This window comes from Paenibacillus sp. HW567 (assembly GCF_000374185.1).
GTDB lineage: Bacteria > Bacillota > Bacilli > Paenibacillales > Paenibacillaceae > Paenibacillus_AQ.
In genome coordinates this window covers 6,587,397-6,611,739 of record NZ_KB910518.1, presented here as the reverse complement: position 1 = coordinate 6,611,739, position 24,343 = coordinate 6,587,397, and the positions used below count along the sequence as shown (strand labels likewise).

At 51.5% G+C, this 24,343-nt stretch carries 23 protein-coding genes; 8 read left to right on the top strand and 15 right to left on the bottom strand.

The features are described 5' to 3' along the window. The first annotated feature begins 60 nt into the window (after positions 1-60). Positions 61-126, top strand: coding sequence for a putative holin-like toxin (locus tag B212_RS35995; protein ID WP_442950125.1), 66 nt, complete (start codon positions 61-63; stop codon positions 124-126). Positions 127-313: 187 nt separating this feature from the next. On the opposite strand, the gene B212_RS0129540 is transcribed toward B212_RS35995, so the two are convergent. Continuing rightward, positions 314-1,009 (bottom strand): TorD/DmsD family molecular chaperone, encoded by a 696-nt coding sequence (locus B212_RS0129540; protein WP_019914965.1) that lies wholly within the window; start codon positions 1,007-1,009, stop codon positions 314-316. Between the two features lie 386 nt (positions 1,010-1,395). On the opposite strand from B212_RS0129540, the gene moaA reads away from it, so the two are divergent. Beyond that, complete coding sequence (moaA, locus tag B212_RS0129535; RefSeq protein ID WP_019914964.1) at positions 1,396-2,397, top strand: GTP 3',8-cyclase MoaA; 1,002 nt, start codon at positions 1,396-1,398, stop codon at positions 2,395-2,397. Between the two features lie 529 nt (positions 2,398-2,926). Here moaA and B212_RS32810 read toward each other — a convergent pair. From B212_RS32810 to B212_RS0129510, 5 genes are all read right to left on the bottom strand, one after another. Further along, complete coding sequence (locus B212_RS32810; protein ID WP_019914963.1) at positions 2,927-3,721, bottom strand: SDR family NAD(P)-dependent oxidoreductase; 795 nt, start codon at positions 3,719-3,721, stop codon at positions 2,927-2,929. A gap of 68 nt (positions 3,722-3,789) precedes the next feature. Next, entirely contained in the window at positions 3,790-4,383 is a 594-nt protein-coding gene (locus B212_RS0129525; protein WP_019914962.1) for a Crp/Fnr family transcriptional regulator, read from the bottom strand. A gap of 59 nt (positions 4,384-4,442) precedes the next feature. Continuing rightward, positions 4,443-6,011: a Spo0E family sporulation regulatory protein-aspartic acid phosphatase gene (locus B212_RS32805; protein ID WP_019914961.1), complete on the bottom strand. Its 1,569-nt coding sequence runs from the start codon at positions 6,009-6,011 to the stop codon at positions 4,443-4,445. 301 nt (positions 6,012-6,312) lie between these two features. Further along, the gene (locus tag B212_RS0129515) at positions 6,313-7,707 is read right to left on the bottom strand and encodes a helix-turn-helix domain-containing protein (RefSeq protein WP_019914960.1); all 1,395 of its coding nucleotides are present in this window, start codon (positions 7,705-7,707) and stop codon (positions 6,313-6,315) included. Positions 7,708-7,882: 175 nt separating this feature from the next. Continuing rightward, positions 7,883-8,497, bottom strand: coding sequence for a LysE/ArgO family amino acid transporter (locus B212_RS0129510; RefSeq protein ID WP_019914959.1), 615 nt, complete (start codon positions 8,495-8,497; stop codon positions 7,883-7,885). A gap of 157 nt (positions 8,498-8,654) precedes the next feature. Between B212_RS0129510 and B212_RS0129505 the strand changes: the two genes are divergently transcribed. Next, positions 8,655-10,193 carry an aminotransferase-like domain-containing protein gene (locus B212_RS0129505; protein ID WP_019914958.1) on the top strand — a complete coding sequence of 513 codons (1,539 nt, stop codon included), beginning with the start codon at positions 8,655-8,657 and terminating at the stop codon, positions 10,191-10,193. A gap of 534 nt (positions 10,194-10,727) precedes the next feature. On the opposite strand, the gene B212_RS0129500 is transcribed toward B212_RS0129505, so the two are convergent. Beyond that, the gene (locus tag B212_RS0129500) at positions 10,728-11,606 is read right to left on the bottom strand and encodes a copper amine oxidase N-terminal domain-containing protein (protein ID WP_019914957.1); all 879 of its coding nucleotides are present in this window, start codon (positions 11,604-11,606) and stop codon (positions 10,728-10,730) included. A gap of 216 nt (positions 11,607-11,822) precedes the next feature. On the opposite strand from B212_RS0129500, the gene B212_RS0129495 reads away from it, so the two are divergent. Further along, positions 11,823-12,428, top strand: coding sequence for a TetR family transcriptional regulator (locus B212_RS0129495; protein WP_019914956.1), 606 nt, complete (start codon positions 11,823-11,825; stop codon positions 12,426-12,428). A gap of 34 nt (positions 12,429-12,462) precedes the next feature. Continuing rightward, positions 12,463-13,206 (top strand): SDR family oxidoreductase, encoded by a 744-nt coding sequence (locus B212_RS0129490; protein WP_019914955.1) that lies wholly within the window; start codon positions 12,463-12,465, stop codon positions 13,204-13,206. Here the strand turns inward: B212_RS0129490 and B212_RS0129485 are convergent. The 4 genes from B212_RS0129485 to mobA all read right to left on the bottom strand — a co-directional run bounded on the left by B212_RS0129485 (position 13,199) and on the right by mobA (position 17,466). Continuing rightward, entirely contained in the window at positions 13,199-14,248 is a 1,050-nt protein-coding gene (locus tag B212_RS0129485) for a sensor histidine kinase (protein ID WP_019914954.1), read from the bottom strand. The two genes, B212_RS0129490 and B212_RS0129485, sit on opposite strands and share 8 nt — an antisense overlap. Then, complete coding sequence (locus B212_RS0129480) at positions 14,248-14,925, bottom strand: response regulator transcription factor (protein WP_028531108.1); 678 nt, start codon at positions 14,923-14,925, stop codon at positions 14,248-14,250. Before B212_RS0129480 ends, B212_RS0129485 begins: the two co-directional genes overlap by 1 nt. After that, on the bottom strand, positions 14,855-16,720 hold the full coding sequence (locus B212_RS32800; protein WP_019914952.1) for an ABC transporter ATP-binding protein: 1,866 nt from the start codon (positions 16,718-16,720) through the stop codon (positions 14,855-14,857). The genes B212_RS0129480 and B212_RS32800 overlap by 71 nt, the downstream gene beginning before the upstream one ends. Before the next feature lie 131 nt (positions 16,721-16,851). Further along, a complete protein-coding gene (gene mobA / locus B212_RS32795; protein WP_084673377.1) occupies positions 16,852-17,466 on the bottom strand; it encodes a molybdenum cofactor guanylyltransferase in 615 nt (204 codons plus the stop codon). A 144-nt stretch (positions 17,467-17,610) separates the two neighbouring features. On the opposite strand from mobA, the gene B212_RS0129465 reads away from it, so the two are divergent. Further along, positions 17,611-18,846 carry an MFS transporter gene (locus tag B212_RS0129465; protein ID WP_019914950.1) on the top strand — a complete coding sequence of 412 codons (1,236 nt, stop codon included), beginning with the start codon at positions 17,611-17,613 and terminating at the stop codon, positions 18,844-18,846. A gap of 89 nt (positions 18,847-18,935) precedes the next feature. On the opposite strand, the gene B212_RS0129460 is transcribed toward B212_RS0129465, so the two are convergent. After that, positions 18,936-20,636, bottom strand: a complete 1,701-nt coding sequence (locus tag B212_RS0129460) for a glutamine--tRNA ligase/YqeY domain fusion protein (protein WP_019914949.1) — start codon at positions 20,634-20,636, stop codon at positions 18,936-18,938. A 231-nt stretch (positions 20,637-20,867) separates the two neighbouring features. Here B212_RS0129460 and B212_RS0129455 point away from each other — a divergent pair, with 231 nt between their 5' ends. Next, positions 20,868-21,113: a DUF2164 domain-containing protein gene (locus B212_RS0129455; RefSeq protein ID WP_019914948.1), complete on the top strand. Its 246-nt coding sequence runs from the start codon at positions 20,868-20,870 to the stop codon at positions 21,111-21,113. 34 nt (positions 21,114-21,147) lie between these two features. Then, on the top strand, positions 21,148-21,696 hold the full coding sequence (locus B212_RS0129450; protein ID WP_019914946.1) for a GNAT family N-acetyltransferase: 549 nt from the start codon (positions 21,148-21,150) through the stop codon (positions 21,694-21,696). Between the two features lie 163 nt (positions 21,697-21,859). On the opposite strand, the gene B212_RS32790 is transcribed toward B212_RS0129450, so the two are convergent. The 3 genes from B212_RS32790 to B212_RS0129435 all read right to left on the bottom strand — a co-directional run bounded on the left by B212_RS32790 (position 21,860) and on the right by B212_RS0129435 (position 24,300). Then, positions 21,860-22,504, bottom strand: a complete 645-nt coding sequence (locus tag B212_RS32790) for an MOSC domain-containing protein (protein WP_019914945.1) — start codon at positions 22,502-22,504, stop codon at positions 21,860-21,862. Further along, complete coding sequence (locus tag B212_RS32785; protein WP_019914944.1) at positions 22,485-23,015, bottom strand: GNAT family N-acetyltransferase; 531 nt, start codon at positions 23,013-23,015, stop codon at positions 22,485-22,487. The genes B212_RS32790 and B212_RS32785 overlap by 20 nt, the downstream gene beginning before the upstream one ends. A 73-nt stretch (positions 23,016-23,088) precedes the next feature. After that, the gene (locus tag B212_RS0129435) at positions 23,089-24,300 is read right to left on the bottom strand and encodes an MFS transporter (protein ID WP_019914943.1); all 1,212 of its coding nucleotides are present in this window, start codon (positions 24,298-24,300) and stop codon (positions 23,089-23,091) included. Positions 24,301-24,343 lie beyond the last annotated feature (43 nt).

Here is a 24,343-nt window from a genome sequence, read left to right as displayed (position 1 = left end):
GTGATTATGTAGCTGTAGAACGAAGATAAGGCGCCTTTCCTTTATGGAAGGGCGCCTTCGTTGTTGTTGATGTTCATGTTCAGCATGTTCATCATAGCTCTGCTGAACTACCTCAAAAAGAAATAGACCGCCCTGTCCAAAGGAAACGGTCTATTTCTGTCCGTAAACACCTTTTAAGCCACCGCCCTTAAAAGCGGCTGTTGCAACTGAGGACCGTGTTACCAGCACGGTTCTCTTTATTTTACGCTGATTCTGGCTCTATTATAACATGCTGATTCTTTATTTCAATCCTCGTATCTTCTTTATTTCCAGCCTAAGCCATTGCCGCCGCGCTGCTCTCCAGAGAGGCCTTCCAGGCCCGCAGCATTTGCAGATCATACGGCAGAAATTCCTGCAGCATGTGGCTGAGTCCCAGATAGAGCGGGCTATCCGTTGCGGCATTCAGTCTCTCGCAGAATTGCGGAGTCCATTTCAGCAAATGCTCTTCCAGGAAGCTTTCCTGGATTTCCAGCAGTTCCATTGCACTGCGGATGGAGAAGCTGTTGTGCAGCATCCGCTCATGGAGCACCGCCATAAATTCAAGCTCAATGGAGATATGATCATCGGCCTCGCCGCCGCATTTCTTAAAGACAATCCCTGCCGAGGCGTAGACATCAGAGAGAACATTGCTGAATTCTTGCTCACGGCCCAGTTCGGCCGCTTCACGGGCAATAATGGTGCTGGCTGCACGCTCATTCATCAGCCGCATGTATTCGAGATTCTCCCGCTCGCAGATCTGCGGCAGCGCCGAAGGCTCTTGACTGCAGAGGTAACGCTTCAGTTCCCGTCCGCCCTCAGTCATGTCCGCAGCTACACTGATCTTCTGATTCCGGCTCCACTGCGCGACCAGCGAAAGGCTTGGATTTCTTCCATAAAAGTCCACTAAAAGCTGATATATTAATCCCCGACTCTCCAGCCAACGGCTAAATATCTCCGGTACAAAAAGTGATGAAGTTGTTTGTGTTGTCATTTTGCAAATCCTCCCTATTGGTTTGCCGGGCGCTTATCGCCTATAATCGTACAAGGCGCGCGTTATCCGGTCTCATAGCTGTGCTCATCGCAAAAGTGAATTATAAAGTGTGAATCTTCCGCACTTAAATTATATCGAAATTGTTAAGCGCTTTCAGTGAGCATTCTATGACCATTACTTAAAATTGTCGCAACTCTGTCAAATTTGGACTTTGCCATTTCAGTTCATTCCCATATGATTTAGGTTGTCCTTTTCTTCTGTTTCACAGCCCGTGGCCCTCCTCTTCCTAACTCTTTGCTGGTAAAGTGCCGCAGCCTTGTGCATTGACGCGAATGAACACAATCATTAAAATTTAAAATAAAATCCCAAGCTGAAGGGAGCACTTTATGGAACCGCTGACGGACCCGTTCGGACGTTTACATGACTATATCCGCATTTCGGTTACAGACCGCTGCAACCTGCGCTGCATTTATTGTATGCCTGCGGAAGGAATGCAATTCCAGCCCCAGGATGAAATTATGAGCTATGAGGAAATAACCGCAGTGGTGAAAGCCCTCGCGCCGCTCGGACTGAGCAAGGTCCGGCTAACGGGCGGGGAGCCGCTGATCCGCAAGGATATAGAAAAGCTGGTATCTATGATCGCTGCCATCCCAGGCATTGCAGATATATCGCTGACCACCAACGGCCTCATGCTTCCGGGCAAAGCCGCACTTCTGAAGAAGGCCGGATTGTCGCGGGTGAACATCAGCCTGGATTCCCTGCGGCAGGACCGCTTCGCCATGATCACACGCGGCGGCGAGGTCGCCAAGGTATTGAAGGGCATTGAAGCTGCTGAAGCAGCGGGTCTCTCTCCAATCAAGCTTAATGTCGTACTGATGAAAGGCATCAATGACGACGAAATTACAGACTTCATCTCACTGACCCTGAACAGCCCGCTGAATGTGCGGTTCATTGAATATATGCCTATCGGCAGCGCAAGCGACGCCTGGCGTCAGACCTATCTGCCGCTGGAGACCGTAGTCGAAGCCTGCAATGCGGCAGGCTGGGCCACGGAAGAAGCCGATATGCCTTCGGGCAACGGGCCATCCCAGAACCGGCGGGTCGTCGGCGCACTGGGAACCTTCGGGCTGATCCATCCGGTGAGCGAGCACTTCTGCGACAACTGCAACCGGCTGCGCCTCACCGCCGACGGCCACATCAAAGCCTGCCTCTACTGGGCGGACGAATACAATGTGCGCCCTCTGACCGGAGATCCGGCTGCAGTTCAGGCCCTATTCCGCACAGCTCTGGGCAACAAGCCGCACAACCACGAAATGGCCCTCGCCCTGGAACGCAAAACCCAAAGCCATACCCCAACCCTGCGGCGCATGTCGCAAATTGGGGGGTAGCGGGTTGAGTCCCAACACAAAGGCAGTACCTTCCACTTCAGGAGGGTGCTGCCTTCTCTTTTGATCGTTGTTACAAAATAGAAGCTATTGAACAAGTCAAATCAGGAGATACCCAAGCGTCCAAAGTAGAGCGTCAGATTTACAATTGGCGGAGTAGGGGCCTGGGATGCCCGAAGGACTGATGGCGTGGAGCGCGATCTCCCCTCAGGTGTACCCCTTCCCAGACGGGGTTCATTCTTGAATGGGCGTTTGGCTTAGCGTTACGGACTGAGGTGCGCTTCATTCGGATGAGAGTCACAGCTTGGGTAAGTTACGGACACCACAGGCCTTATAATCGAATATTCCGCGCCTAAACGTTCCTTGGAGAGACCATAAGCGCCCCTCGGTCCGTAAAGCTGCAACAAGTGGTGTTTTCTTGAAAGTAACGGCTCTCAGGTCCGTAAGGAGCCGACTTCACTGCTGCGGTTTCAGGCTCATGGGAGATGTCCCGAAACATAAAGGGCTGGAAATTTGCTTTTACAATATTACGTCAACGGTTCGAAGATGGCTTCAATGAATATTTGGAGACTCTCCGGTATACGATTCTTTTCAAAATGAATTTGGGAATGAGCGAGATAAGCTTAATATTACTTGGAAAAATAACCGATTTGTTTTTGAAAAGATTCTTCACGGCTGACTTTGCAACCAAATCTGGCGGCATCAATGAATTCTTTTTATTTGTGTTGCCTGCAAAATGGAAGAAACTCGTATCTGTATCTCCAGGGCATAGACAGCTAATCGTAAGTTTTGTATGTCTCATTTCATACCGTAATGCCTCTGTGAAAGATAAGACAAAGGATTTAGTTGCACCATAAACGCAATAATAAGGCAATGGATAAAGGGCAGCTACGCTTGCTACATTTAGAATAGAGCCTCTAGACAGATTTATAAGATCGGGGAGAAAATAATGAGTGATTTTCACCAAAGCATGGATGTTAAGTTCAATCAGCCTTATTTGTTTATCTATATCTAATCGTTCGAACTCGCCAAACATACCGGCACCAGCGTTGTTCACAACAGTGTCGATAATGAGGTTCCTTTCCTTGCACCATTCATAGACAAGTCGGGGAGCCTCTTTCTCGGTCAAATCACAGGAGAGCCACAACACCTGAATCGGAAAACACTCCATCAATCGTAACGACATTGCTTCCAATTCGTCTGCCCTTCTTGCAATTAATACTAAATTAGCTTTTTTCTTAGCGAATTCTTCAGCCATTTGTTTCCCGATCCCGCTACTTGCCCCTGTAATTAACGTGTGAGTGTTGCTGCTATAAAGTGAATCCATATGTATTCTCCTATCGCTGATTTTTATCAAATCATACGATAAGCATCAGGATATTTCTTTTACATTTGTTAAATTTTTCTCAGCTTGCCTCTAATTCTGCTTAATGATACTTGTGAAATACCCAAATACGAAGCAATATGTCCGAGATTGATGCGTTGCTCAATATACGGATAACGATGGAGTAGGTTTACATATCTTTCGGAAGCAGTTTCCAATAAAAAGCTGCTCTCACGTTCTTCTTTATAGATTAAAGCATGTTGCTGCATAGTTTTAATTATTTTTAGCCAAAAGAAACTGTCCTGGGTCAACAATTCGAATGAACGATAATCGACATAAAGAAGCACGCAATCCTCTAAGGCTTCAATATAATACTTGGACGCTTTTTTGAGAAGCAAACCCGAATAAGAAATAATGGACCCCTCAAAATAGAAATATTTCGTCACATCGTTGCTTTTGGTATCAATGTAATAACACCGCAATAATCCTGATACATTGAAGGCCAACGCAGTTGGGATATCCCCTTCTTTTATAAAAAGCTCCTTTTTATTCAACCGAATTGGCTTAAAAATATTTATGATGTTTTTTTGTTCGTCCTCCGGAATTTTCGCGGCAATAAGTGATTCCAAAAATCTGAATAAAGGGGCATATAAATCAGCTTGCATGGGGGGTTCCTTCCTTTGCTCCGTTTTATGGATGAAAGACAATAATACCTTACACCTCCCTATATATTAATCTCAAAATCCACCGATATCGTGCCTTTGATCACATTACGTTCGTTGTCGATTTTGGCGGAAAGCTCTACGCTGCGCATTGAGATTTCATTCCCTCTGTATTGCTTGCGGGTCAGATAATAGGTTGCCAGTTCGCTGCGGAAGCGGGCGTGGTTGTCATTTAAAATCTGCTTGTTATAATCGCCTAATACACTGGAGTACGTATGATAAGGGATATATACTGAAAATCGCTTCAGGATATGGTCCACATCCCATTGATAGCGATTGGCCGTCTGCACAATTCTGAACAAAGCTATAAAGATCTCATTCTCTTGCGTTGAAATATACTCTACGTATTCATCCAATACCTCTTTTTGTCCATCCATTAAGCGGTATAGGTATGTATTCGCGGTTCCCCACTCCTGAAATTGATTGAGAACCAGGTTAACTTCCTCTCCGTCTTCCTCTATCCAGCTCCCATCCATGTAGAGCGGCACAATTTCCAATGCAGCCTTATAGTCTTCAAGCTCCTCGCATACGTATGCACGCATTAGTTGTGCGTATAGAATATACGAGTACAAAGGTCTCTTTTGAATTCTTGGCTGGTCGTATTTGCGATCAGATTTACAATGCAGCTTATATTGAACCGAAGCAAGCCGGAGCAGCTCATGCGCCAGCTCATTTACCTTCTCCCACTCGTGCAGTGAGCCATATACATGAGCCAAAAGCTTCAAAGCATCCAACTGATGAGCCTCATCCAGCCTTGTAACATAACTCTCAAAAAGAGTAGCTGCGATCAGATTCTTTTGCGGATCATCACCCAAGGACATTTCGAATAGACGGTATTGGCAGAGTGCCAGCCGTTCGGAGTGCTGATACTTCTCGCTGGCCCCCACATTTTCGTATAAAATCGCTGCCGCCTGCTGCTTACCCTGCTGAAATAATTCTTCCGCCAAGTCAAAGAGCAGAGGTCCATACATAAGATTATCCAGCAGACTCTGCACCAAACGTTCGATACAATCCAGACGTCCAAGCTCCGCAGAACGCAAAATAAACGGCCGAAGCCGCCGCCAGGTTGGTGCAGAATCATACAGACACTCATCCACATACTTACTGTAAAAATAGTCTTCCGCCAGCCCCATACTTTCGGTAATCCTTTCCAAATGGCTCATGGCCATGGCCTGCTGACCTTTCATAATCCGGCTGAGTGTCCCGGAATGAATACCGCTGACTACAGCAAATCTATTAATAGTCATCTTCTGATCTGACAAATACGCCCATATTTCATCACGTATTGTAGCTGTGTGTTCCAAGAGAATACCACCTTTTTCATCTCTTCTATTGCAGGATTGATATCTTCCATTTACGAAGGGGCAATGTTTATCTCCATGCATACGATTCCGGCCATTGGCAGGTCTCTGCTGCATATGATTATTGCTGTAGCTGTTCAGCAGCTTATCCAGTTTTACCGATTGCCGAAGCACTTCAGGGTGGCTAAAACCACCGTACTGGGTATGCATCTGATGAAGCTTGCACCTTGCCCGCTCAATACGAATTCTAATGAATACAGTATTACTCATGGCGGTTTTCGCCTCCTTATGCAATATTTTAGTTATTTATGTAAAATTGTAGGTGGCTAATGGGGTTGCAGCACCTTAATTATTTACCGTGGTAAAGGGTTTGGAAGGGATTTACATAAAAAAACGCCCCTGATTAACAGGAGCGTTGTGGGCAAGTATTTATATTGATTCTCGTATATTATTCTAAACCTCTTCTGTTCCTTAGTCACCCGCTCCGTGTACCAGGGGTTTAATTAACATTTGAGTACTTCCGGCTCCAGCTTCGTTAGTTCCAACAGGTAATAAAATTAAAGCGGCCAAGCTACACGAAGCTAATAGTAGTACGAGCTTTCTTTTCATTCGCATCCTGCGCCTTTCTGATTTGAAGTTGGTACTGCCTCTTCTCTTCTTCGCTTGCTACATGCCGATACTGTTCAAATAGATCGACACATTTCATCATTATACTTTCACTATTGATCTTAGCAGATGACTCCAAACTTAGCAGTATAACCCTAATTCCTTCTTTACGATTGTTATGTAAGTGATAGGTCGCCAACTCAACAAGGAATCTCGCATATTGATCCGCTATAACCTGAGGATTGTGAGCACCAAAATCATTAAGATCTATTCTATACGCAACATAATCGGAGAAGCGCTCAAGAACATGATCCACATTCCAATTGTAACGGTTTGCCGATTGAATAATTCTGTATACAGCCATAAAAATCTCATTCGGTTGAGTTGAGATATACTCCACGTATTCCTTTAATACTTCTTCTTGCCCTGCCAGCAAACGAATGAGATAGGTATTTGCCTTGCCCCATTCCTTAAATTGGCCCAACATTTGCTGTACTTCCTCGCCATCTTCCTTTATCCAGCTTCCATCCATAGAGAGACCGATTAATTTCAGCGCTGAATTGTAATCTCCCCATTCCACAGAAGCGCTAAAACGCATAAGCTGTGCGTATAAAATATAATAATACAGGGGCTTGGTAGGTCTTTTCTCACTAATACCACCGCGCTCTGCATGACACTGGAGATCATATTGAATCGTAGCAAGCCGCAGTAATTCCTGAGCCAGCTCGTCCACTTTACGCCAATGTTGAAGAGAATAATATGCAATCATTAGATGCCTCAGAGCATCCAACTGATCCGCCTCATCCAACCGGGGAATGTAAGGCTCGAACAAGGTCGCAACACGCAGGTTCTCGCTCTGGTCGTCGCCAAGGGCGATTCGGAATAAGCGGTATTGGCACACGGCCAGACGTTCGGAATACTGGTACTTCTCGCTGGCGCTCACATTCTGATACAGCAGTGCTGCTGCCTGCCATTGCCCTTGCTCGAACAGCCCTTCGGCGATATCGAATAGCGTAGGCACATTGCTCAGATTATCGAGCAGGATCTGGACCATACGTTCAATGCAATCCATTCGCCCAAGTGCCGCACAACTCAGCATAAAGGGCCGCAGGCGACGCCAGGTTGGTGCCGAATGATAGAAGCACTCATCGACATACAGACTGTAAAAGTAATCTTCCTCCTTTCCCATTCCTTTTGTAATCAACTCCAGATGACTCATTGCTATCGGCTGATGGCCGTTGACAATCCGGCTGAGTGTTCCGGAATTAATGCCCGATTGTTCTGCAAAATGATTAATGGACATGCTCCGTTCTGACAAATACTGCGCTAACTGATCTCGTATCGTGGCTGTAGACTCCAAGGAAACACCACCTTCCGAATTCCAAAAAATAGGTTTTTGTCTTTATATCTGTAATCCTATGTGATAATATTCCATCGGTCAATATACTAGATTTGTATAAAAAGTGAACTCGTCAAAATATTTTAAATTTTAGGCAACACGGTTGCCATTTCCTTATGAAACAAGGAGAAACACGTCAAAATGCCCTCCACAACTGCACTCCCATGTACACCGCAATGCCCCAGATCAGGAGCGCGGAAGCTGTATTCAGCACCTTAATTGCTCTGCCGGAGGAGTCCGCTTGACCCAGCAACCGGCCTGCCGCTGCCAGGCAGAGAAACCACACCCACGAGACTCCCGCAGTGGCAGCCGCGAAAGCCCACCGCTCAGCACCCGTATATTGCAGGGAATTGGTTCCGATAACGCCGACGGTATCGAGCAGCGCATGAGGATTCAATAGGGATACGGAGAGGGCGTAGCCTACCTGTGCTTTTAGCGGTAAACGTTTGGTGCCGCCTGCTGCCGGAGCGGTGGAATGCCATATTTTCCAGCCCATGATGCACAGAAAAATAATCCCGGCACCATACACAAGCGGCGTCACCCACTGCACCGAGAGTATGACCAGCGAGACACCGCCGACGGCGGCGGCAATCATCAGCGTATCGCATACAGCCGCCGTCAGCACAACGGGCAGCGCACTTCGGAGCTTCGGCTGCAGCGCCCCCTGATTAAACACAAATATATTCTGCACGCCAAGCGGCAAAATCAGCCCAAACGCCAGTATCATTCCATGTACTACTGCTTCCCACATTACTCTGTTCCTCCAGCCTTCATGATTTTGTACTGATAGTACCCCGCAATTGCAGGTTAGTAACCAGCCAAATCTTCGGAACACCACCCAACCAAATTAAGCAATGGAGGCTGCAAATGATATAATTCAGGTAAAAGAAAACAAGGGGGCTGGCACTTTGACCGACTCACGCCAACGCCGCACAGAAGCTTGTCATAGCCGGGAGTGGGCACCGGACCGGGCGGCGGCACTGCCGCTTCACCAGCAAATAACCGGCTATTGCCTGGACAAAATCACCAGCGGGGTTTGGCCGCCCGGCATGCGGCTCGCCCCGCAGCGCGAGCTGTGCCGCCAGCTCGGCGTGAACCGCAGTACAGTGGTGACCGCGCTGGGGCAGCTAAAGGCGCTCGGTGTGATCGAGGGCAGACGCGGCGGCGGGACCCGGGTTACAGATGTGCAGGCTGGGGCACACTCGGCGGCTGAATCCGGCGCCGATTCATCGGAGCATGCCGCTCCTCTGGCAAGCGCCGGAAGCTGGAATGCCTATGTCGAAGAGGGCGTCCATTACCCTAACCTGCCCACGGTGCAGGACATTAACAGGCTGGAGTATGAGCCGGGCCTGATCCGGCTGGGTACTGGAGAGCCTGCTCCAGAGCTGCTGCCCGGCGAAGCGATGACGCGGGTGCTCGCTGAGCTGTCCCGGCAGACACTGCCGCCGCTCTCCTACGAGGAACCGCTCGGCAGCCTCGGGCTGCGGAGAGCGGTAAGCCGCGAGCTGGCGAAGAACGGCATAGAAGCTGATCCGGCTTCAATTCTGATCACTTCAGGAGCACTTCAGGGTCTGCAGCTTATTGCGATGGGCCTTTTGCCGCGCGGCTCCACCATCCTGCTGGAGAAGCCGTCTTATCTCTACTCCATCCATGCGTTCCAGTCGGCCGGAGTCAAATTCAGCGGACTGCCCCTGGATGAAGGCGGATTGTGTGTGGAGCGAATTGCCGGGGAAGCCCGCAGAACCAAGGCCGCTATGTTATACAGCATCCCTGCCTTTCATAATCCAACGGGAATTCTGATGAGTGCCGAGCGGCGGCAGGAGCTTATGGAGGTGACCGGCAGACTTGGGCTGCCGATTCTGGAGGACGGAGCCTATCAGGAGCTATGGCTTGATGCGCCGCCGCCCCTGCCGCTAAAGGCACTGGACCGCGAAGGCAGAGTGCTTCATCTGGGCACACTGTCCAAAGCAGCCAGTCCGGGCCTGCGCATCGGCTGGATCGTCGGCCCGGAGCCGGTAGTGCGGCGGCTGGCCGACATTAAGATGCAGACCGATTACGGCGCAAGCTCCCTCTCGCAGCTTGCGGCGGCGCGGTGGCTGGAGGGCGGCTACCACGAGGAGCATCTCCAGCTTCTGCGGGCCAAGCTGCGTCAGCGGCGTGATGCTGTGCTGGAGCTGCTGCAGTGTCATTTTGCCGATCTCGCGGCATGGAACATTCCTTCGGGAGGATTCTATATCTGGCTCTCGCTGCACAAGCCCGTGCCGCTGCGGACCCTGTTCCGCACAGCCCACAAGGCCGGGCTGCTGCTGAACACCGGCGATCTGTACGACCGCAGCGACGGCCGCCACCTGCGGCTATCCTACGTCTACGCCCCGCCTGCCGAGCTGGAAATCGGCCTCCCTATATTGGCGGGACTGATCCGTAAACTTCAGCAGGCGGGTGTTTGAGCAGCCTGGATGAACAGATCCACCGGCGGCACTGCTTCAGCAACGGCACTTCAAGCTCTTGTAATCAAAGTAAACTTATATCTCCTCTCTGCTTCTCCATAATTCAGCATCAGTTCTAAATCTGTGGCTTAAGACGCGGCCTTTATGGTTCGGGGCGAGAGGGATTCGTCGTATCCATCTCCTGATCATTGCGGACCGTAAAGCCTTTATTTTCCCGATAGGGGTACATTTATCGGAGCTAACAGACCATAAAGCGCTTATCTCGGCTTCGGAAAGTATATTTGAGGGTAATTGTCTGCTCATAAAGGCGCTGGAGTCCGTTCACTTACGGAAAAGTGACTTCCAGTAGAAATAAGAGCTGCTCAGTCCGTTACAAACGGGCAGACTCTTCCGATCAGGAGATGTTCTATTTGCGGGGACTCATTCGCCTCCAGCGTGATCTCCACGCCCTCATCCGTTCGGCGGAGGATTACAGGTGTATTGGAAGATAACGCGGCAGCTCTACAAATACGGCTGCCGCGTTTTTCAAATAAATTACTGGGCAGGGATAGGCTGAATGATCTCTCCATAGTTCTTAGGCTGATAAGTGAAGGATCTCGTTGATCCATCTGATGTTGTATAAAAAGCTTTATATTTCCCTCCTGAATAATCAAAAGAGTCATTAAATAATTCGCCCATATAACTAGGTTCTTGGCCGCCTAAAGTTGTATATAAATCATAGCCAGGGATACCATTAGTACTATATTGCCATACGGCATAAGCCGTATTATTCTTGATTTCAACTACAGTGGTTACTAACTTATTTTCGTAGATATAACGAGTTGCATCATTTGTGGCAAATGTGTACGAATAATTTAATTGTTTATCACTTTCTGCTGTACTATTCGATTTGAATGAATATTGAATAGGTAAAGAAATAGCTGCTAGACGGGCTTCCTGAACATTGTTGGAAGTTAGCTTAGCTGTATCCGGCTTGTAATCCTTGCTTGTCACAAACAATATTCCACGCGTCCCCTCATAGTACACACTATAGCCGAATGCTTCACTAACAAACCGGGCAGGAACCATCAAACGTCCGTTGTAGTTATTGGCTTCGCTATCCATTTGGACGGGCTGGTCGTTTTTATAGGCAGTACCCTGTCCTTGAGTCATTTTAAAAGTATCTTTTGCAGAATTGATAATCGTAGCAGCATGAGATTCGGCATCCCAGGAATAGGCTAGTCCAAGCGAGGCAAGAGTCCGGATAGGAACCATGACTCTACCGGAAACAATAAATGGGGTACTGTCTGTAGTGACAAACTCCCCGTTAATGTTTACCGTAATGGGACGGATCGCAGAAGCCGCAGAAACAGCACCCTGACTGATAACAAAAAGCATAAGACAAACCGCTATGATTTTCCTAAAAGCAGGCATTATGAAAACCCCTTCCATTTTAATGAATATATAGACGTACTACTTAGGAATAAGTTTCCAGGCTAATCAGGTCTACAGCTCAAATAGCCCCTCTGCTCTCTACAGTGAAAGTTGGAATTACAGCACTAACTATCTCAGGTAATCATCTAGAATGACAAAATTCAATATTTGTCATTTGTCATATCATCTGTTATGCTGAGCAAGAGGAGGGCACTTATGAATAAATCCAGCTCATTTTTGAGCAAAAAAGAAATCATGGATGCTGCTGAGCAGACGCTGCGCAGATTTGGCCCTGACAAGACTTCGGTAACGGATGTAGCCAAGCTGCTCGGGGTCAGCCACGGCACGCTGTACAGGCATTTTCCCAGCAAAGCGGCATTAAGGGAGGCCGTAACCGAGCGGTGGCTGGAGGAGCAGATTGTTGCACCGCTGACGGGGATCGTTGACGCTACCACAGGCAATGCTCTGGCACAGCTAAGAATATATATCGCGCGGCTGATCGAGCTTAAGGTTCACTACGCCGAGCAGGACAGTGAGATGTTCAAGATGTACGCCGACGTTACCGCAGAAGCTGCCGGGCTGGTTCAGACGCACATTCAGCGGATTATTGATCAGATGAGCATTCTCATAGGTAGAGGGGTTCAGCAGAAGCAGATTGACCCGGGTGCTGAGGCCGGGGCGCTTGCCCGTTCGATTTTTTACGCGACCGCCCGGTTCCACCATCCGGCCCATGCCTATGAATGGCACAGCGCCAGCATCAAGCAGGAGTTCGAACAGCTCTGGACGCTCTTGGAGCGGGGATTTGCGGTTACGGATCATTAAGGCTTTTTATAAGAACATTCAGGAGGGATACAAGATGAGTCAAGCCCTGCAAGGAAAAGTTGCGATTGTTACCGGCTCCTCCAGAGGAATTGGACGCGCGGTTGCGGAGAGATTAGCGGAAGAAGGGGCCTCGGTAATCATTAATTACTCGAGCAGCCCGAAACAGGCGGAAGAGGTCGTTCAAGGGATTAAGGCCAAAGGCGGCACCGCCGCCGCTATTCAAGCCGACATCAGCAAGCCCGTACAGATTGAGCAGTTGTTCAAGGATACGAAAGCTTTGTTCGGAAAGATTGATATCGTAGTCAACAACGCGGGAATTATGGTCAACAGCCTGATTGGGGAAGCTACCGAGGAACAGTTCGACAAGCAGTTCGCCATTAATGTAAAAGGAACCTACTTCGCCTGCCAGCAGGCCTTCTATCATCTGAAGCAAGGCGGACGGATCATCAATTTCTCCACTTCGGTCAACGGGCAAATGTTCCCGGCCTACAGCATCTATGCCGGCACCAAAGGCGCAGTGGAGCAGTTCACCCGCCAGCTAGCCAAGGAATTCGGGAGCAAAGGGATTACCATTAACGCCGTTGCTCCGGGACCGGTCGCTACAGACTTATTCCTGGAAGGCAAATCCCAAGATCAGCTTGAAGGCCTGAAGAAGGCCAACGCCTTCGGACGTTTGGGAGAGCCGGAGGATATTGCCGGAGTGGTCAGCTTCCTCGCCGGAGAGCAGTCCGGCTGGATTTCCGGCCAGACGCTTCGCGTGAACGGCGGATTTATCTAGGCGGCAAGGGCAATCGCACCAGCGAAGCCGTTCCCTCACCGGGACGGCTTGTTATGGTTATGCTGCCGCCATGAATGTCCACAATTTTTTTGACCAGGGACAAGCCCAGCCCGCTTCCGCCGCCGCTGGCGCTTCTGGCTTTGTCCACCTTATAGAAGCGTTCAAAGATGCGGGGCAGCTCCTCTTCGGCAATGCCGATGCCGTTGTCCCGGATCTCCACTTCAATCCGCTCATCCACGGCACGCAGCCGGACTGTAATCATTCCTCCAAGGGGGGTGAATTTGATGCTGTTATGCAGCAGGTTGGTCCACACCTGGCTCAGGAGGTCTTTGACCGCATGCACGGTGATCTCCTCCAGTTCAGCCTCCACATTGATATTCTTGCCCAGCCATTGCGGCTCGCAGGCGAGAATCATCTCCTGCACCTGCTTATCCAGCCGGTAGTCTACGCGCTCGAATGGAAAGCTCTCCGCCTCCAGCGCCGACAGCTTCAGCAGATTGTCACTCAGCCCAGAGAGGCGGCTGCCCTCTGCTTCGATGATGTCGAGGTAATGCGCCCTGCTCTCCGCGCTCAGCCCTTCATCCCGCAGGGCGCGGGCGAAGCCGCGGATGGAGGTGAGCGGTGACTGGATTTCATGCGAGACATTGGAGATAAAATCCTGGCGCATGGTTTCCATCCGGCTTAGCTCGCTGGCCATTTCATTAATGCCTTCGACAATGCCGTGAAACTGGCGATACTGCTTGGTGTTCAGCTCTACCTTGAAGTTCCCTTGGGAGATTTGCCGGATCGCCGTTAGAATCGGCATATAAAAGGCTTTTTGCCGCCCACGGGAGGCAAGACTGATCAGTCCGGCTATCCCAAAAATCAGGACCAACTGCAGCCCCATAATCAGGAGCTGATACGTATAGTCAGACAGCGTCCAGCCCACTTTTTCCAGAATCAGCTTGACCCCGAAGTAACTCCCGTTCCAGGAGACATACAGCATCGCCAGAAAAGCCATGAAGTTCAGAACACTTTTGACCGCATTCCAGACCTTGCCCATCAGACATCCCCCTCCAGCCGGTAGCCAAGACCCCGGACCGTACGGATGACAAAACCATACTCCTCCTGGGGAAACCGCTCACGCAAGCGGCCGACATGCACGTCCAGTGTCCTTTCGTTGCCTTCAAAATCATAACCCCAGATTTCTTCAATCAGCCGGTCGCGCGTCAGCGTCTGCCCCGGATAGCTGGCCAGCTTGAACAACAGCTCAAATTCCTTAAGCGGCAGCGTGATGCTTCCCTCATCCGAGACTACCTCGTAGGTTCTGCGGTTCATGCGCAAATGGCCGACATTGACGCTCTGGGCAGCCGAAATCTGGTACCGCTTCAGCAGTGCTTTGATCCGGGCGATCAGCACCAGCGGCTCGAACGGCTTGACCAGATAGTCATCGGTCCCCAGCTCGAAGCCCTTGACGATCTGCGAGGTTTCGCCTTTGGCCGTCAGCATCAGAATTGGAATATCATAGCTTCGGCGCAGCTCCCGGCACAGCTCCCAGCCATCCATGTTGGGCATCATGATATCAATGACCGCCATATCTACAGTGGTATCTTCGAGGAGCCTCAGCGCCTCCACCCCATCAGAAGCGCTGTATATGTCCTCCAGGCCTTCAGCTCTCAAGAAGACTTCCACCAATTCGCGGATGTGCGGATCGTCGTCCACTACTAATATTTTGGCCATTTGCTGCGGAACCCTCCTCTTCACTGCCGCCTGGAAGCTCTGGTGTATTCATTTGAAGCTGCTGGGCAGCGAATTCCCGGTACAGCTCATGCTTCTGCAGCAGCTCCTCATGTGTGCCTCTGCCGGTAATCCGGCCTTTTTCCATAAAAATAATCTGATCCGCATTCACCACGGTAGCCAGCCGGTGGGCAATGACAATCGTGGTCCGGCCCTGCATCAGGTTAGACAAAGCCTTCTGCACCACCGCCTCGGACTGGCTGTCGAGACTTGAGGTGGCTTCGTCCAGCATTAATATCTTAGGGTCGCGCAGCAGTGCCCGGGCAATGGCGATCCGCTGGCGCTGTCCGCCGGACAGCTTCACCCCGCGTTCGCCCACATCCGTATTATAGCCGTCCGGCAGCTCTTCAATAAATCCGTCCGCATAAGCCATAGCGGCAGCGCGGCGCATTTCCTGGGTGCTGACCTCCCGGTCCAGCCCATAACCAAGATTATCGGCAATTGTGCCGGAGAGCAGCGGACTTTCCTGTGAGACGTAGCCGATCAGCTTGCGCCAGGAACGCAGCGAGAAGGTAGAGACCGGCTTCGTCCCCAGCCTGATTACACCGCTCTGCGGTTCATAGAACCGCTCCAGCAGGGAGAACAGGGTTGTTTTGCCGCCCCCGCTTGGCCCGACAATCGCCGTCACCTGTCCCGGCAGCATGAAGAAATCCAGCCCGCTTAACACAGGCTCGCCTGTTTTGTAGCCAAAGCTCAAATCTTCGACCACAATAGCTTCCTTTGCGCCTCTGGCTACCTCCACCCCTTCGTAAATCTCCTCATCCTCCGCCAGCGTTTCAATGATCCGTTCCGAAGCGCCTTTCGCTTTTTGTATCTGGGTGAAGAACTGGGTCAACTGGGTGAGCGGCATCACAATCTGAATCAGATACAGAATAAAAGCCACAAGTTCGCCTGCCGTCAGAGCGCCTGAAGACACCTGCATCCCGCCGTAGCCGATAATGACCACAAGCAGCATCATGAACACGAAGGAGACCAGCGGGCTGATCATCGCACTGATTTTACCCTCGCGGATGCCAAAGGACAGCAAGTTCATAATTCCGGTACGTCCCGCTTCATATTCCCGCTCCTCGGCACCGGAGGATTTCACCAGCCGGATTTCGGACAGCACGCCGCTGAGCGTAGCCGTGAAGGACGCTGTTTCATCCTGCGTGCCTTTGGATATCTTATACATCTGCCGCCCGAGCGGCACCAGAATCAGCGCGGACAGCGGAAGCACGGTGAACAGTACCAGCGTCATTTTCCAGTTCAGGTAGAGCAGCACTGAAATGGAGCCGACTATGGAAATGATTCCGGTGAACAGGCTCGCCAGATGCTCCGAGATGAGCGTTTTGATAATTCCGGTATCGTTCGTCATCCGGCTGACGCTCTCGCCTGTGCGGTTATCGTTATAATAGGAGACCGGGAGCACAAGAAATTTGCGCCATAACCGGTCCCGCAGACCTGCTACTACCTTCTGTCCGACATAGTTCAGTAAATAGATCGAGACTCCGCCCGCAATCGTCTGGGCAATGAAGGCCCCGGCAATTCCGGCAATCTGCAGCCTGCTGATCGACGCAAGCGAGAAGCCGTCAACCAGATTCTTGGTGAACATCGGAATAACCAGCCCCACCAGGGTCGATATCATACTGAGTGCAACGGCTACTGCCAATAGTCCATAGGAAGGTTTGGTGCCATGCAGCAGCTTCAGAAACGGCTTCATCGCCGCCCCCTGCTTCTTGGCAGGTTCATTGGTATTCATGGAAGATCCCCTTTTCTGCGGATAAATATCTGGACAGGTAACCTCTCCTTCCGCCTTAATTAACACATTAACTTAGCTATTTAAACTGAAGTTAAACAGCATGCCGCCTGTGCCGGGACAATCCTCTGTCTCTACTTTTGAGCTGAAGCTTGCTTGAGGGCGGCCTCGTAATCCTCCGGTGTGTTCATATTTAGCAGGGATAAGCCGTGTGTTCCCGGACCCTCGGGATAGTCTTCTTCATGAACATAATGTACTGCAAGTCCGGCGAGAAAATCCATTACCCGCAGCTCATTTTGCATCAGCGCCTCATCAAGTTCAGGCAGGATGCTCCGGTGATAGAGCGCCAGCAGCGGCTGGACTTTGCCTTCGGAGGTGACTGGCACGATTGCCTGTACAGCCGTCCCGCCAGCGATAAGCGCCAGCATATGCCGGAGCAGCCCTTCTGAAGCAAAGGGCAGATCACAGGCCAGCAGGACAACCCACTCTGTGCGTGCTTCCATTAGTGCGGCATGCAAGCCGGCCAGCGGCCCAAGCCCGGGATATCGGTCCGGTATCATGGGTAAATGAAGGGTCCTGTAGGCCTCCCGTTCTTCTTGACCGCAGGCAATCACGACAGTAGCTGCAAGCTGCAATAAGCGGGCTGCAGTGTACGCGATCAGCGGCTTTCCTGCCAGTGGAAGCAGCGCTTTATCCGTTCCCATCCTCCGTGAGGTTCCTCCAGCCAAAATAACACCCGTAATCTCCATTTCGCCGCCACTTTCCTAATGATTTGAAAATATCCTTAAAAGTTGGTTTGTATCCCTTTTCAACAAATGTTACAGTGATAGAAGCAGCCTGTTCGGGGCTGCCCCTAATGAATGCAAGGCATTTGCAGGAAAGGAGTGCCCAAATTGCGGGAGAACCCTGATAAGCAGTTTTCCTTCACCTCCTTGAGGTGGTTCAACTTCTTCTTGTATGGAACAGTCGTCCTCTTCACCAGCTTCTTTCCACTATACCTGCAGGAGGTGGGAATGAACAAGCTGGAGATTGGGAGCTTAATGTCGGTGGGAGCGCTTGTCTCGATCATTGCCAATCCCTTCTGGGGCATCTGGACGGACCGCTGTCAGAATATCCGGCAGATTGTCCTGCTTATGCTGGCAGGGACGCTGGTGTTATCCCAGCTTGTATTTCGAGCAAATACATATGAAATGATGTACATCTCCATTCTGTTCTTCTATTTCTTCCAAGGACCGCTGTTCGCTGAGAGCAACACCCTGATCCTGGGCTATATTGACGGCACGAGGCACCGCTTCACCTCTTTCCGGCTGTGGGGGTCGCTGGGCTGGGCGCTTACGGCAATCTCGGCAGGGCCGATTATTGAGTGGGCAGGGGTTTCCATATTAACCTATCTCTTCGCCGCGCTGCTGCTTGCGGCTATGATTTCACTGGCTGTGCTGCCTAAACGGCGCAATCATTCCATCGGAATTGCACCGTTTCCGTTCAGGGGCTTCGGGCAAATTTTGTATCATCCGTTCTTTCTGAGTTTCATCTTCTTCGGCATTCTGGTCTCCATCTCCAATACGATGAACAACACCTTCGTGTCGCTATACATCACAGAGCTTGGAGGCAGCAAGACGATGATCGGCCTGGCCGTGTTCCTCTCCTCTATTCTGGAAATGGGTGTGCTGCTTCTGTGCGACCGCTTCCTGAAACGCAAAATCCCGGTCCTGCTCGGCTGGCTTGCCCTTGTCAGCACATTGTTCGTCCTGCGCTGGTGGCTGATGGCCGATGCAACAACACCGCTTCAGGTGGCATTCATTCAAGTGCTGCACTGCATTACGTTCGGCGGGTTCTTCTATGTAGGTACCCGGCTTACCATGCTGCTGGTGCCGAAGCAATACCGTTCTTCAGGACAAGCGCTGTATACCTTAAGCTGGAGCGGCATTTCAGGAATCCTGGGCGGCGTTCTCGGGGGCTGGCTGTATCAGAACCTCGGAGCGCAGAGCATGTACCAATCCGGCGTTTTTCTCTCGTTGTTCGGAACTCTGGGATTTGGCGCAATGTGGCTGCTTGCCAGCCGCGACAGCTATCACCCTCCGGGTGAGCTGGAGGGTGAAGATCCGGAGGATTCCGAGACTAACCGATGACGAATATGTGACCGTCACATTCAAAAAACAGGCTTGGCTTCCTTGATAGGAACGCCAAGCCTGTTTTTTGCAGATTATAGGGTTCAGCCTTATTTGCCGGGCTGGAACGAGCTTTTGAGAGAGACGATAAGATTGAAGACCAGATGTCCAGGCGCTGAATATTTGCTGTCCACATTGAAGTATCCATGACGGAAGAATTGGAACTTGTCCTGCGGCACACTATCCTTCAGCCCCGGCTCCACAAAACCATGCAGAATCTCGATGGATTTCGGATTGAGCTGATCGAGGAAGCTTGGCTCCGGCTTGTCGGCGGAAGGCTCCATACCTTCGATTTCGGCCTCCGCATCGGCTTCTTCGGCGGAAATCAGCGGCTCATAGAGGCGGAATTCCGCCGGTACAGCCTGGCTGGCATCGACCCAGTGCAATGTTCCCTTAACCTTACGGCCGGTGAAGCCGCTGCCGCTCTTGGTCTCCGGGTCATATGTACAATGCAGCTCGACAACCTCGCCGTTCTCGTCCTTGATGAAATCCGTGCATTTGATGAAGTAAGCATTCTTCAGGCGCACCTCATTGCCGGGAAAGAGCCGGAAATACTTGCTTGGCGGGTTCTCCATGAAATCATCGCGCTCAATATAAATCTCGCGGGAGAACGGAATTTTGCGGGTGCCCATTGCCTCATTCTCCACATTATTCTCAATCTCGAACCATTCGGTTTCGCCTTCCGGGTAGTTGGTAATGACCACCTTGAGCGGGCGCAGCACCGACATCGTCCGGGGAACGGTCAGCTTGAGGTCCACACGGATGAAATGCTCCAGCATTTGCAGGTCCACCAGACCCTGGCTTTTGGAAATACCGGTCTCATGGACAAAGCTGCGGATTGCCTCCGGGGTGTATCCGCGGCGGCGCAGTCCGGAAATCGTCGGCATGCGCGGATCGTCCCAGCCGTCTACATGGCCTTCATCCACAAGCAGCTTCAGCTTGCGCTTGCTGGTTACCGTCTGGGCCAGGTTGAGGCGGCCAAATTCATATTGATGCGGCGCAGCAGGCATTTCGCATTCCGCTACCACCCAATCGTAGAATGGACGCTGATCCTCAAACTCCAAGGAACAAAGGGAATGCGTCACGTGCTCAATGGCATCCTCAAGCGGATGGGCAAAGGTATACATCGGATAAATGCACCAGGTATCTCCCGTATTGTGGTGATGTGAGCGGGAAATCCGGTAAATGACCGGATCACGCAGGTTGATGTTCGGCGAGGACATGTCGATTTTGGCGCGGAGCACCTTTTCCCCATCCTTAAATTCTCCTGCCCGCATGCGGCGGAACAGCTCCAGGTTCTCTTCGATTCCGCGCTCCCGGTGCGGACTGTTCACTCCCGGCTCTGTCAGCGTACCGCGATACTCACGGATTTGCTCAGCGGTAAGGTCGTCCACGTAAGCTTTGCCTTTTTGAATCAGCAGCTCCGCCCGTTCGTACATCTCTCCGAAATAATCCGAGGCAAAACGCAGCTCGTCCCATTCATAGCCAAGCCATTTCACGTCCTCCTGAATGGAGTTCACATACTCCGTATCCTCTTTGAGCGGATTGGTGTCGTCGAATCTCAGATTGGTCTTGCCGCCGAATTCATCGGCCAGGGTGAAGTTAATCCAGATCGCTTTGGCATGCCCGATATGTAAATAACCGTTCGGCTCCGGCGGAAAGCGGGTAACCACTTCCTTCACTTTGCCCGAGCTCAAATCTTCGGTAATGACATTCTTGATGAAATTGGAGGGTGTTCCACGGTTCTCCACAGTTATCAACCTTTCATTCTGTAATATAACTACTTCCTTGTTATGAACATGTTTCCTCTTAATATACCCGTTAACCGGGGAATGTTCAATAAAACTCAGGAAGAATTAGCCGATTGCCATGCTGCGGACGCTCCTTCGCCTCCGGTGCTTTGACTTATTTCCGGGGGATGGAGTAGCATGGGAAGTATAGGTTTTTAGTATCTGCATAACTGCATAAAGGGGGACTTATTCGTGAAGCCAATCAAGCTGCCCAAAGAGCAGCGGGACATCATTACAGAGAATATCCGCGCCTATTTCGAAGAGGAGCGTGGGGAGGAGATCGGCCATCTGGCGGCAGACAATCTGCTGGAATTTTTCTTAAAAGAGCTGGGTCCGGCGATTTATAACGGGGCGCTCAGTGACTGCCGGACTCTCGTAGAGCAGCGGATGCAATCGCTGGAGGAAGACATCTACGCGCTGGAATGGAAGAAACGTTAACTAGCAGACCTTGCATCGCAGAGGGGGTAGCCGCATGTTTAATTATGTCATTGATGAGGAGCTTATGCTGAAATTGCTCATGCCGGAGCACGCGCGCCACATGTTCGCACTGGTGGAGCGCTCGCGACCCAGGCTCAGGCAGTGGCTGCCTTGGGTGGATGGCGTCGCAGAGCAGGCCCATCTGACCACTTTTATCAAAAATGCCATGAAGCAGGGCACCGAAAATGGCGGGTTTTCCGCCGGACTGTGGGTCCGGGGAGAGCTGGCCGGCATCATCGGCTACCATGAAATTGACTGGCACAACCGCTCCGTCGGCATCGGCTACTGGCTCGGTGAAGGCTATGAAGGCAAAGGCTACATGACCAGCGCCTGCCGCGTTTTGATTGACTACGCGCTGCTGGAGATGGAGCTTAACCGCGTCGAAATCCGCTGCGCCACCGGCAATCTCTCCAGCCGGGCCATCCCCGAGCGGCTGGGCTTTGTATTCGAAGGCGTCATCCGCCAGGCGGAGAAGCTGCCCGACGGCTATGTGAACCACGCCGTCTACGGCTTGCTGCGCAGCGAGTGGAAGCTGCTGGGCTGATGGAGTATGAACTGGATTAATAAAAGCCAAAACCTTAGAGACCTGCGGGTCACCGGGTTTTGGCTTTTCTGCTCATACGTAGCCTTTTCTGTGCAGCGTCAGGAACTTGGAGGCTTAAATCCTGCAGATAGTATCAGACGCAGGCGCAGGAATAGCGGCAGAACTAGCTCTCCCCCGCATCCAGCCAGCCCCGGAACTTCGCCCGGGTCACGGCGGACAGAGTGTCCAGCTCGGACAGCTCGGCGAGATCCGTCTTGTCCTTGCGTCCATGCTCCATCAGATAGAGCACCCGCCTAACGGGAAAACCGCCCGCGCCGCTCTCCTTCTTGACGATCCTGTCTCCAGTGGCAATCTGTCCCTCGCGCAGCACGCGGAAATAGAAGCCGCTGTACCCGGTGGACAGCACCTGGGCCGGCATTTCAGCCGGGCCGTGCTTTTGCGAGAGCTTATAGCAGGGAAAACGCGGCTGGCTGACCTGCAGCAGTGCCGAGCCAATCTCGTATACATCGCCGATGCAGACCTCGGTCTCCAGCAATCCGCTTGCCGTGATATTCTCGCCAAATGCGGAATACTCCAGCCTTTTCCCGAGCTGCTGCTCCCAATAGGCATAATGCTCTATCGGATAGACGCACACCGCCTTGTCGGGACCGCCGTGGTTGACCAGATCCGCTTGTCCGTCACCGTCGAAGCCTCCGAGATGAAGCTGAACCCTGCCGGCGGCAGGGAGCTTGTAAATTCCCGTTTCCAGCGGCTTGCCGCGGTAGTCTACGGTCTTGGGCTTGCCTACATTAAGCGAGATGACTTCCATCCTCATTGCCTCCAATCAGCATGCAGCTCATAAATACCTCATCCACATAACGTCCGCTGAGATAGAATTCCTCACGCAAACGGCCCTCTTCCTGAAACCCGCATTTGCGGTAGAACGAAAGTGCAGGCTCATTGCAGGACAGCACCCGCAGCCGCAGCTTGCGGATGGCGTGCTGAGCCGCATGGCTTTTGACCGCTTCCATCAGCCGTCCTCCAATGCCCTGGCGCTGAAAGCGCGGGTGAACAGCAATATTGATCTCGCACACATGACGGTTGCTCTCCATTCCGCTCGGAGAGCCGAAGCCGACATATCCGCACAGCTCCTCATCCTGTAGCGCAACCAATTGAGATCCGGGCGGGGTATGCAGCAGATAATCCTCCCGTGAACGCCAGCTTAGAGGACCGGGGGTTGTATCTTCCGTCCAGATCATATTATCGAGAATAATCAGCTCACGGACATCTCTAATCTCCGAGGGCCGGATGATAAAGGTATCTCTGTTAAGTTGTTGCATCGCTTTTACACCCCTTGCCTTGCGCTAATAACTACATACAGTCAATACCGGCATTGTCTGCTCCGGCCTTGATTTATGCCGCATTGCGGTTCAATGCACGGGCTGAGCGGTTGATGTAGGCGTGGAACCCGAAGAAGCCCACCGACAAAACAGCCATTCCGCAAGCCAGCCAGCCCGTTGGCGCAAGCCCTCCGCTGTCAAACTGAATTCCCATCAGATAAGGCCCGATGACTCTGCCTACCGCCCCAATTCCCCCGCTCAGTCCAAGAAAGAATGGTGCGCTGCGTTCCGCATGATCTGAAATAAATGACGGCATCGCCGGAGAAATCAGCATCTCACCCAGCGTAGCCAGCACCATCGCCAGCAGCAGGCCCGGATAGGAGGGCATCAGCAGTATAACCGCGTAGCCGCTCAAATAGAATACGGCGCTTGACGTCATTTGCGACGTTGAGGTTGCCGCGAACCAGCGCTTGATCAGACTGACCAGCGGCTGCGCGGCAAAGATCAGAATTCCGTTCAGCGTCCACAGGAACCCGTAAGTCTGCTTGGGCCAGCCCTCCGAAATAATAAACGGCGATACCCCTGTATTCCAGATCGAATTGCCGATCAGCAGGAACATCGAGCCAATGGCCATGAACAAATAGATCCTAGTCTGGCCCATCAGTCTCCAGCCGGATACCTCATGCTGTTGTTGTCTTCTATGCGTCTGCTGATGAGGCGGCACTGTACCTACCCTGCGCAAATACACAAAGAAAAATACGGCAAACACCGCCGAGGTGACACCATTCAGGACGAAGCTCAGCATATAGTTGCCAAGGAAGCCGCTAAGTGACGTTCCCAGCGCAACCCCTATGTTATTGGAAACATAAATGACATTAAAAAGATCTGCACGCTGCTCGGCAAAACGGAAGCCAATAAACGCCTGGATGGCTGGCAGCGACAACGAGTTGAACAGTCCGAACAATCCCATGACGGCGATGAAGATGTACCAGTCGCCGCTTGCCGCCGGAAGAGCGAACAAGGTTAAGGCCGTCAGGGCCAAAGCTCCTACAATCAACCGGTTAACGCCGACTTTATGGTAGAGCGATCCCCCAAGCAGTTGGCCTGCAATTCCTCCGAGACTCTGAACAAGCAGTACGAAGCCGGCATCCTTCATGCTGCGGCCAAGCTCATCGAATACGTACATCGTAACAAGCGGCCACATCAAAGCACTGCCGGTTGCGTTAATCAGGCTGGCAATCAGGAATACTTTAACTTCCTTCGGATAAGCTTGCAGAAACTTCATATCTTGTCTTTCATCCCCTGTTAACTATGTGTCATTAATTTAA

Bases quoted from the DNA above. Each gene is read 5' to 3' on its own strand.
- B212_RS0129540 (WP_019914965.1), bottom strand. From the start codon at position 1,009: ATGACAACACAAACAACTTCATCACTTTTTGTACCGGAGATATTTAGC.
- moaA (WP_019914964.1), top strand. From the start codon at position 1,396: ATGGAACCGCTGACGGACCCGTTCGGACGTTTACATGACTATATCCGC.
- B212_RS32810 (WP_019914963.1), bottom strand. From the start codon at position 3,721: ATGGATTCACTTTATAGCAGCAACACTCACACGTTAATTACAGGGGCA.
- B212_RS0129525 (WP_019914962.1), bottom strand. From the start codon at position 4,383: ATGCAAGCTGATTTATATGCCCCTTTATTCAGATTTTTGGAATCACTT.
- B212_RS32805 (WP_019914961.1), bottom strand. From the start codon at position 6,011: ATGAGTAATACTGTATTCATTAGAATTCGTATTGAGCGGGCAAGGTGC.
- B212_RS0129510 (WP_019914959.1), bottom strand. From the start codon at position 8,497: ATGTGGGAAGCAGTAGTACATGGAATGATACTGGCGTTTGGGCTGATT.
- B212_RS0129500 (WP_019914957.1), bottom strand. From the start codon at position 11,606: ATGCCTGCTTTTAGGAAAATCATAGCGGTTTGTCTTATGCTTTTTGTT.
- B212_RS0129495 (WP_019914956.1), top strand. From the start codon at position 11,823: ATGAATAAATCCAGCTCATTTTTGAGCAAAAAAGAAATCATGGATGCT.
- B212_RS0129490 (WP_019914955.1), top strand. From the start codon at position 12,463: ATGAGTCAAGCCCTGCAAGGAAAAGTTGCGATTGTTACCGGCTCCTCC.
- B212_RS0129485 (WP_019914954.1), bottom strand. From the start codon at position 14,248: ATGGGCAAGGTCTGGAATGCGGTCAAAAGTGTTCTGAACTTCATGGCT.
- B212_RS0129480 (WP_028531108.1), bottom strand. From the start codon at position 14,925: ATGGCCAAAATATTAGTAGTGGACGACGATCCGCACATCCGCGAATTG.
- B212_RS32800 (WP_019914952.1), bottom strand. From the start codon at position 16,720: ATGAATACCAATGAACCTGCCAAGAAGCAGGGGGCGGCGATGAAGCCG.
- mobA (WP_084673377.1), bottom strand. From the start codon at position 17,466: ATGGAGATTACGGGTGTTATTTTGGCTGGAGGAACCTCACGGAGGATG.
- B212_RS0129450 (WP_019914946.1), top strand. From the start codon at position 21,148: ATGTTTAATTATGTCATTGATGAGGAGCTTATGCTGAAATTGCTCATG.
- B212_RS32790 (WP_019914945.1), bottom strand. From the start codon at position 22,504: ATGGAAGTCATCTCGCTTAATGTAGGCAAGCCCAAGACCGTAGACTAC.
- B212_RS32785 (WP_019914944.1), bottom strand. From the start codon at position 23,015: ATGCAACAACTTAACAGAGATACCTTTATCATCCGGCCCTCGGAGATT.
- B212_RS0129435 (WP_019914943.1), bottom strand. From the start codon at position 24,300: ATGAAGTTTCTGCAAGCTTATCCGAAGGAAGTTAAAGTATTCCTGATT.